The following is a 7,041-nucleotide window of genomic DNA, read 5'->3' on the forward strand; positions in this document are numbered from 1 at the left end:
GACCTCGGCCGGTCCGCCGCCGCCGCCCGCGCCTACCGCGCCTCCCTGGCCGCCGATCCCGCGGGACGAGGGGCCGCGCGCAACCTTGGCATCCTGCGGCTGCCCACGGATCCGGCCGCCGCCGTCGCCGCGTTCCGGATCGCCGCGGCCGTGGACCCCGACAGCCTGAACGACGACCTCAACCTCGCCGCCGCTCTGATCGCCGCCGCACGGCCGGCCGAGGCGCTGCCGGTTCTGGACCGCGTGCTCGCCCGCCGGCCGGACACGGCGGACGCCCACAACCACCGGGCGCTCGCGTTGTGCGCGCTTGGGCGGAAGGCGGAGGCCGCCGCCGCCCTGGTCCGCGCCCTGGCCGCGGACCCCGCCTTTCCCGAGGCCTGGACCAACCGCGCCCAGGAGCGGCGCGACAGGGGCCGTTTCGGCGAGGCCACCGCCGCCGCCCGCCGGGCGCTGCGGATCCGTCCTGCCTATCCGGCGGCCTTCGGTGTCCTGGCCCGGATCCGCCACGACGCGGGCCGTCCGGAGGAGGCCGCCGCCATCCTGCGCCGCGCCATGACGGTGGATCCGCGGCTTCCCCCCGACCTGCACAGCGATTACCTGTTCGTGCGGCAGAGCGATCCGGGCGCCGATCCGGGCCGCCTGCTGATCGAACACCGGCGCTGGGCGCGGCTGCACGCCCCACCCCCCGGCCATGGCGCTTCCCCGCCCGCCGTTCCGGCGGGCAGGATCGCCGGCCGGATTCTCCGTATCGGCTATCTCTCGGCCGACCTGTGCACGCATTCGGTGGCGAGCTTCTTCGAACCGCTGCTGGCGGCGCACGACCGCCGGACGGTTCACACCGTGTGCTACGCCGCGGTCCCGGATCCCGATGCCACGACGGCTCGGCTCCAGGCGTTGGCGGGCGATTGGCGGAACGTCTCGGGGCTGGGAGATGCCGCGCTCGCCGCGCTTATCCGGGCCGACGGGATCGACGTGCTGATCGATCTGGGCGGCCACACCGGCGGCGGCCGGCTGGCCGTGCTGGCGCTGGCGCCGGCCCCGGTGCGGCTTACGGCCCTGGGGTACCCCGGCACCACGGGCCTTGCCATCGAAGGGCGCCTGACGGACCCCGTCATCGAGCCGCCGGGAGCGGAATCCTGGAGTTCGGAGCCCGTGATCCGCCTGCCCCACGGCTTCCTCTGCTACCGCCCGCCGGACGACGCGCCGGAACCGCACAGGGATCGCTCCGCGGACGGCGATGGCATCGTCTTCGGCTCCTTCAACGCGCTCGGCAAGCTGACGCCGGAGGTGGTGGTGGCATGGGCGGGCATCCTTTCCGACGTTCCGGGGGCGCGGCTGCTCCTGAAAAGCCAGGCGCTCGGCGACGAGGCGGTGGTCGCCGAACTGCGGGCGCGCTTCGCCGCCCGGGGGATCGCGCCCGACCGGCTGGAGCTTGTCGCCTGGATCGCCAGCCGGGCGGAGCATCTGGCGCTGTACCGGCGCGTGGACGTCGGCCTTGACCCCTTCCCGTACAACGGAACGACGACGACCTGCGAAGCCATGTGGATGGGGGTGCCGGTGGTGACGCTGGCCGGCGACCGGCATGCGGCGCGGGTCGGCGCGGCGTTGCTGACCCGGGTCGGCCTGCCCGGCCTGATCGCCCACGATGTCGCCGCCTACCGCAGGATTGCCGTGGCCCTCGCCGCCGACGCCGGGCAGCGGACGGCGCTTCGCGCCGGCCTCAGGGAGCGGATGCGCCGCGGCCCGCTGGGTGACGCGGCGGGACTCGCGGCGGCGGTGGAGGCGGCCTGCCGAGCGCTCGTTTCCTCATAAGGCCCGTATTCCATTGTTCTGGTTCTTATTCCGGGGCGCTGGACCGGCCGCCGTTGTTCTGGTTTCCCGCCTCCCCGCTGCCGCCGGACGATGGGCCTTGGGTCTGATCGCCGCCTTGTGAAGCGCCTTGCCGCCGCGCCGTTTCCTCTTCAAGCGTCGCAAGCTGGCGCTGAAGGTCGTTCACCTGGTTTTGCAGGTCCGCCCGCGTCTGGTTCATCGCGGCGGCTTCCTGTGCGGCGGCGGCGGATTGGTCGCGTGCCTCGCTCAACACCTTGGTCTGCTGGGCGATGTCCGCCGTGATCTGGCTGAGGTTCTGGGACGCCTGTGCCGCGGCGGCCTGAAGTTCGACAAGCCGCTGCCCGCTGGCGGACGCCTGATCCATCGTTTCCTGCGCCTTCTGCTGGGCGGCGGTCAGCGCGTCCTGCGCCTGGGCCTGCTGCCGCTCCAGGTCCGAAAGCGCCGCCTGCAGCTGCTGGAGCCGCTGTTCGCGCTGCTGAACCTCGGCTTGAACCCCGGCGAGCTGGGCGCGGGCCTGATCGATGTCGCTTCGGGCGCGATCGAGGTTCGCCTGAACCGATGCCTGCTCGCCGACCCGGCCCTGAAGTTCCGTGAACTGCTGCTGGATGCGGTCACGCTCCTGCGTCAGCGTGTCGCGCTGTCTGGTGGCTTCCTGCAGCTGCGTGGCCGTGCGCTGGAGGTTCGTGCCTAACCCGGCGAGATTCTGCTTCGCCGTCTCGGTCTCCGTTCGCGCGCTGGTCAGATCCGCGGTCAGTTGCCGATTGGCCTGCCTGGCGGTGGTCAGTTCCTGTTCGACGGCGACCGCCTTCTCGCGTGCCTCGTCCCGCGCCCGTCCGCGATCGCCCGCCGCCGCCCACCCCCATACCGCCGCTATGATCGCTATGGCCGATACCGCCGCCAGGACTTGAGCCGGACGGTTGTGCGCCCAAGAATCCCGTGCCGAGCGTTCGTCGGCCCTGCGTGAAGGTCCCGGTTCACCCACTGACATCGCCGCCTGCCTCCGGAAATGGGAGAAAAAGGCAAGCATGAGGCCGCGTGCCTGTCCATTGGCAACGGAGGAGAGCGTCCCTACTCTTCCGGGCGGTGCCGTCGTTCAGGGCTTCCGTCGTTCAGGGCGCCCGCCGGCCGTGCGTCCGGAAGAACCCGTTGAGCGCGTCGAACGGCTCGGATTCGCCCAGCGCGTCGAAGCGCCCATCCTCGGCCAGCATCCGCGCTGCCCGCAGGAAGCCGCCCCACGCGGCGCGGCTGAGCCCGCTGCCCAGGCTGATCCGCCGCACGCCCAACGCGGCGATCTGCTCCACCGCCAGGCCGATCGGCGAGGCGACCAGCAGGTTGAGCGGCTTCGGGCTTACGGCCTCGACCGCCGCCCTGATGACGTCCGCGCCCCGCAGGCCCGGCGCGTAGAGAACGTCCGCGCCCGCCGCGGCGTAGGCCGGCAGCCGGCGCAACACCTCGTCGACCGCCGCCGGATGGTTCACCAGCACGGCCTCGCAGCGGGCGGTCAGGAGAACGCCGGTGCCCCGCAGCGCCTCCGCCGCGGCCGCCACGCGTTCGACGGCATGGTCGAAGTCGTACAGCGGCTTCGACGGATCGCCCGTCGCATCCTCGACGGACAGGCCGGCCACGCCGGTGTCGGCGCACAGCCGCACGTTGCGGGCCAGCCCCTCGCAATCATGGGCATAGCCGGATTCGAAGTCGGCGTTCACCGGCAGGTCGGTGGCCTGGACGATGTCGGCGATGTGGGCCAGCATGTCCGCGCACGGCACCGCCCAGTCGGCGTCGGGAAGCCCGCGCGAGAACGCGTACCCGGCCGAGGTGGAGGCCAGCGCGCGGAAGCCGAGATGCTTCAGCATCAAAGCACTGCCGACGTCCCACGGGTTGGGAATGACGAAGCATCCGTCCCGATGGAGGTCGGCAAAGGCGGCGCGGGCCTGGCGGTGATCGGCCATGACAGTCTTCCCCTGGGTCGGCGGCGTGGTTTCCACAAGGGTACGCCAGCCTTCCGGCAGCGTCCACGGAATGAAGTGTTGCGTGTTGCGCGCGGCAATGCCACCTGTAGCGTGTCTCATCAGGAACAACATCGCATTCCCGTGGATCAGAAGCCCGTGGATCAGAAGAACGTCACAGCGTCCGTGAAATGGTTCAAGGCCGACAAGGGGTACGGCTTCGTCCGGTTCGGTGATGGAACCGGGGAGGCCTTCCTTCATTCATCCGTGCTGGCGCCGATCGGGCTGAGCGCGCTGGCCGACGGCGCGACCATCCTGTGCGACGTCACCGCGGGCGCGAAGGGCCCCCAGGTGTCCGCCGTCCACCGCGTCGAAGACGCTCCGCCGGCCGAGCCTCCGCCGGCGCGGAGCCGCCGGAAAAAGGCCGCCGGCACGGCCAGGGAAGGTGTGGCCAGGGACGGCGTGCCCAGGGACGGCGTACCCGCCGAACCGCGGCCTCCCCGTGGCCAGCCGGCGCCGGCGGCGGAACCCGCCGCGGGCGAACTGATGGCCGGTTCGATTCGCTGGTACAATCTGGACAGCCAATCCGGCCTCATCGATCCGGCCGACGGGGGCGAGAGCATCTACTTCGACCGCGCCACCCTGCGCCAATCCAGGATCGAGATCGTGGCCGACGGCGAGGACGTCTGGTTCTCGGCGCGCGACACCGCGGACGGCCCCGTGGCGGACCGTGTCGAGCTTGCCCCGCGCCGCGCGGACTAAAGGCGACGCGGGGCTGGAGTCACGCGAACCTCTTCGCGCCGGCGACGCACAGCACGACCAGCCCCGTCGCCGCGACCATGGTCCAGGCGACCGGCTCGCCCAGCAGCAGCCCCGCCAGCCCCAGGCCGAAGAAGGGCTGGAGCAGCTGCAGCTGCCCCACGCCGGCGATGCCGCCGAGCGCCAGTCCCCGGTACCAGAACACGAATCCGACCAGCATGCTGAAGACGGAAACGTAGGCCAAACCGGCCCAGGCGGGCGCGCCGACGCCCGTCCACGCGTCCGGCATCGTCGCCAGCGCCACCACCGCCATGGCCGGCAAGGCGAGCACGAGCGCCCAGGAAATGACCTGCCAGCCGCCGAGCCGGCGCGACAGGGCCGCCCCTTCGGCATAGCCGAGGCCACAGAGCAGGACCGCCAGGACCATCAGCAGGTCGCCGGTGAGCGACGCGCCGCCGCTTTGCGACAGCGCAAACCCGGCGACCGAGAGGCTCCCCACGCCTGAGAACAGCCAGAAGGGCGGCTTCGGCCGCTCCTTGCCGCGCAGCACGCCGAACAGGGCGGTGGCGAGCGGCAGGAGGCCGATGAAGACGATCGAATGCGCCGCGGTGATGTGCTGGAGCGCCAGCGCGGTCAGCAGCGGAAAGCCGACGACGACGCCGAGCGCCACGATCCCCAGCGACGCGAGGTCGCCGCGTTCGGGACGGGCCTGCCGCAGCATCGACAGCAGTGCTGCCCCCAGCGCGGCCGCGATCACCGCCCGCGCCGACGTCAGGAACAGCGGGGAGAAGCTGGCGACGGCGACGCGCGTCGCCGGCAGCGATCCGCTGAAGATGATAACGCCGAGCAGCCCGCTGCCCCACCCCGCCGTTCGTTCCGCCGCCCATTCCCCCGTCGCGCGCCGCATCCCGCCTCCCCGTCCCGCACCGCGTTTCCATCGCGGTGATCCTAGCGGGATCGGCGCTGGCGCGGACAGCGACAGTCCCATACAAATCCACCGAACTGTATGGGTGACGGGAGCAGTACACATGGCGATGGCCGGACCATGAGCAGCCGCACGGGCACGCGCACCGCCGACGTGATGGACGCGATCCGGCGCAAGATGGCGAGCCGCGCGCTGTTGCCGGGTGAGCGGCTGCCCTCGATCCGCCGCTTCGCCGCCACCCTGGGCGTGTCGCCGTCGACGGTGGTGGAGGCTTACGACCGGCTTGCGGCGGAAGGCGTGATCCGCTCGCGGCCGGGCTCGGGCTTCTACGTGTCCGGCGCCCTGCCGCCGCTCGCCCTGGCCGAGGTGGAGCCGCGGCTCGACCGGGCGATCGATCCGTTCTGGGTGTCGCGGCAGTCGCTCGACGCGGGTGCGGAGATGCTGAAGCCCGGCTGCGGATGGTTGCCGGCCGACTGGATGCCGAACGCGGCGATCCGCCGTGCGATCCGCCACCTCGCGCGCGCCGGCGACGCCGTGCTGGCGGACTATGGCGGCACGCGCGGATCGCTGGCGCTGCGCCGGCTCCTCGCCCGCCAGTTCGCGGACGAGGGGATCGCGGCCGGTGCCGACCAGATCCTCCTGACCAGCTCGGGAACCCAGGCGATCGATCTGGTCTGCCGCTTCCTGCTGCGCCCCGGCGACGCGGTGCTGGTCGACGACCCCTGCTACTTCAACTTCCAGGCCCTGCTGCGCGCCCATCAGGCCCGCATCGTCGGCGTCCCCTACACGCGCGGCGGGCCGGACACGGCGCTTTTCGCCGAGGCGCTGGCGCGGCATCGGCCGCGCCTGTACATCACCAATTCCGCGCTCCACAACCCGACCGGCGCGACGATGTCGCCGCAGGCGGCCCACCGGCTGCTCCGCGCCGCCGCGGCCCACGACCTCACCATCATCGAGGACGACATCTTCGCCGGCTTCGAGCCGGAGCCGTCACCGCGTCTGGCCGTCCTCGACGGGCTGGCCCAGGTCATCCGGATCGGCAGCTTCTCGAAGACGCTCTCCGCCTCGATCCGGTGCGGCTACATCGCGGCGCGGCCGGAGTGGGTGGAGGCGCTGGTCGACCTTCAGGTCGCGACGAACTTCGGCGGGCCGAGCCCGGTCGCCACCGAACTCGTCGTCACGGCCCTGAACGACGGCAGCTACCGCAAGCATCTGGACGGTCTGCGCCGGCGGCTGGCGCGGGCGCGGCGCGAGACGGCGCAGAAGCTCGAAGCGCTCGGCCTGCGGCCCTGGCTGATGCCGCGCGGCGGCTTTTATCTCTGGTGCAGCCTGCCGGACGGCCGGGACGCGGCGGAGGTCGCGCGCACCGCGCTGCGCGGCAACGTCGTCCTCGCCCCCGGCAACGTCTTCAGCGTCTCCCAATCGGCGCCCGAATACCTGCGCTTCAACGTCGCACAAATGGGCGATCCGCGCGTCTTCGAGGCGCTGGCAACGGCAATGGCCGGCCGGGGGTAGCGGCTGCGGATCAGCTGCGCAGCCCCGGTGCCTCGTGCCCGGTGCGCGCCACGTATTCCGTGTAGC

The 7,041-nt window shown here is 72.2% G+C and carries 6 protein-coding genes; 3 read left to right on the forward strand and 3 right to left on the reverse strand.

Going from position 1 to position 7,041, the window contains the following annotated elements; genetic code table 11:
* The coding region (locus VED21_RS26145; RefSeq protein WP_324887576.1) for a tetratricopeptide repeat protein at positions 1–1,812 on the forward strand (1,812 nt) is incomplete at its 5' end.
* 25 nt (positions 1,813–1,837) lie between these two features.
* On the opposite strand, the gene VED21_RS26150 is transcribed toward VED21_RS26145, so the two are convergent.
* Together VED21_RS26150 and VED21_RS26155 are read right to left on the reverse strand one after the other, a co-directional pair.
* A complete protein-coding gene (locus tag VED21_RS26150; protein WP_324887578.1) occupies positions 1,838–2,857 on the reverse strand; it encodes a hypothetical protein in 1,020 nt (339 codons plus the stop codon).
* Between the two features lie 82 nt (positions 2,858–2,939).
* Complete coding sequence (locus VED21_RS26155) at positions 2,940–3,779, reverse strand: isocitrate lyase/phosphoenolpyruvate mutase family protein (RefSeq protein ID WP_324887580.1); 840 nt, start codon at positions 3,777–3,779, stop codon at positions 2,940–2,942.
* 156 nt (positions 3,780–3,935) lie between these two features.
* On the opposite strand from VED21_RS26155, the gene VED21_RS26160 reads away from it, so the two are divergent.
* Positions 3,936–4,538 (forward strand): cold-shock protein, encoded by a 603-nt coding sequence (locus VED21_RS26160; RefSeq protein ID WP_324887582.1) that lies wholly within the window; start codon positions 3,936–3,938, stop codon positions 4,536–4,538.
* A 19-nt stretch (positions 4,539–4,557) separates the two neighbouring features.
* Here the strand turns inward: VED21_RS26160 and VED21_RS26165 are convergent, their stop codons facing one another.
* The gene (locus tag VED21_RS26165) at positions 4,558–5,442 is read right to left on the reverse strand and encodes a DMT family transporter (RefSeq protein ID WP_324887584.1); all 885 of its coding nucleotides are present in this window, start codon (positions 5,440–5,442) and stop codon (positions 4,558–4,560) included.
* Positions 5,443–5,580: 138 nt separating this feature from the next.
* Between VED21_RS26165 and VED21_RS26170 the strand changes: the two genes are divergently transcribed.
* Positions 5,581–6,975, forward strand: coding sequence for a PLP-dependent aminotransferase family protein (locus VED21_RS26170; RefSeq protein WP_324887586.1), 1,395 nt, complete (start codon positions 5,581–5,583; stop codon positions 6,973–6,975).
* Positions 6,976–7,041 lie beyond the last annotated feature (66 nt).

It is taken from the genome of Azospirillum sp. (genome assembly GCF_035627195.1).
Taxonomy (GTDB): domain Bacteria; phylum Pseudomonadota; class Alphaproteobacteria; order Azospirillales; family Azospirillaceae; genus Azospirillum.

Excerpts from the sequence above, each read along its gene's own strand:
- VED21_RS26150 (WP_324887578.1), bottom strand. The coding sequence starts at position 2,857 with ATGCTTGCCTTTTTCTCCCATTTCCGGAGGCAGGCGGCGATGTCAGTG.
- VED21_RS26170 (WP_324887586.1), top strand. The coding sequence starts at position 5,581 with ATGAGCAGCCGCACGGGCACGCGCACCGCCGACGTGATGGACGCGATC.
- VED21_RS26165 (WP_324887584.1), bottom strand. The coding sequence starts at position 5,442 with ATGCGGCGCGCGACGGGGGAATGGGCGGCGGAACGAACGGCGGGGTGG.
- VED21_RS26155 (WP_324887580.1), bottom strand. The coding sequence starts at position 3,779 with ATGGCCGATCACCGCCAGGCCCGCGCCGCCTTTGCCGACCTCCATCGG.